This is a genomic window from Vibrio sp. 1401, from assembly GCF_033340295.1.
The window spans coordinates 1-1064 of the sequence record NZ_JAWOWF010000140.1; the positions used below are offsets into that span (position 1 = coordinate 1).

The window sequence follows — 1064 nt, forward strand, 5'->3', positions numbered from 1 at the left end:
GTTGTTTGCGGTTGTGGGTAATTTGCCGCCACATGAGCTGGTACAGTACTCAAACGTCACTGAACTTATCTCGGTTCTTGGTCAACAGTACAATGGCTTGGAGTTTATTCTGTCCATGTTTACTGGTTTGGCATTGCTAACTTCATTCTTGGGTGTGGCAATGGCGCTTTACGACCAAAACGCGGACTTGCTCAAAACCAGCAAGCCAGTGGTATTCGTCACCACATTTATTCTGCCGCTACTTGGTGCTGTATTTGCTCCGGAACATTTCTTAGCAATTTTAAGCTACGCAGGCATTATTCTTGTGTTCTTGGCAGTTTTTGTTCCATTGTCGATGACAATGAAAGTGCGCCGTGTACCTGTCGAAGACAACAGCGTTTATGAAGCTGGTGGCGGTGTGATGGGCATGAGTATGATCTTCCTGTTTGGCTGCTTCCTACTATTTGCACAAGCTGTGTAATACAAGCACATTGAATACATGAGCCGCCCGTTGAAAAACGAGCGGCTTTTTTAATGGCAATGACATAAGTTTTACGAGAGATGACGGCTTTGACGTCGTGCTGATAATTGCTCATAAGCTCTGACCGAGAGGTGATACTCCTTAGCGAACGACTGACATGTGGTAAGCAGATGCTGACTAATATGGTGATAGTTATATCGATAAGGGGAATCGTTGTGTCAAAGCAATTATCTTTTGCCATGGTTGGCGTTATGCTGTCTTTGGGTGTGTTCAGTGCGGAAGCGATGGCAGATCCAAAACACAGACACGGTCATAAACACGAGCATCATCATGACCATCACCACCATAAACGTAAGCACAAGCATAAACACCGACATCATGATGTGATTGTGGTGAACCCAAGGCCGCCAAGGCACCAATACTACTATTACGACCGCATTCCTCGTAATAGCACTTACATTCAAATTGGTAACTTTACGTATTTAAAAGTGGATGACCATTATTATCGTCGTTCAAGTGACCGATATATCCATGTAAAACTATAGATACAAAAACAGCGAGCTAGGCTCGCTGTTTTTGTTGATGAAAGACCTAAACCGTAAAG

2 protein-coding genes are annotated in these 1064 nt (G+C 43.9%); both read left to right on the top strand.

All coding sequences use genetic code 11. The features are described from left to right. A partial coding sequence (locus R7Z77_RS24130) for an aromatic amino acid transport family protein (RefSeq protein ID WP_318136898.1) occupies nucleotides 1-460 on the top strand: 460 nt, incomplete at its 5' end. Between the two features lie 215 nt (nucleotides 461-675). Further along, nucleotides 676-1005, top strand: a complete 330-nt coding sequence (locus tag R7Z77_RS24135; protein ID WP_318118788.1) for a hypothetical protein — start codon at nucleotides 676-678, stop codon at nucleotides 1003-1005. Nucleotides 1006-1064: the final 59 nt, after the last annotated feature.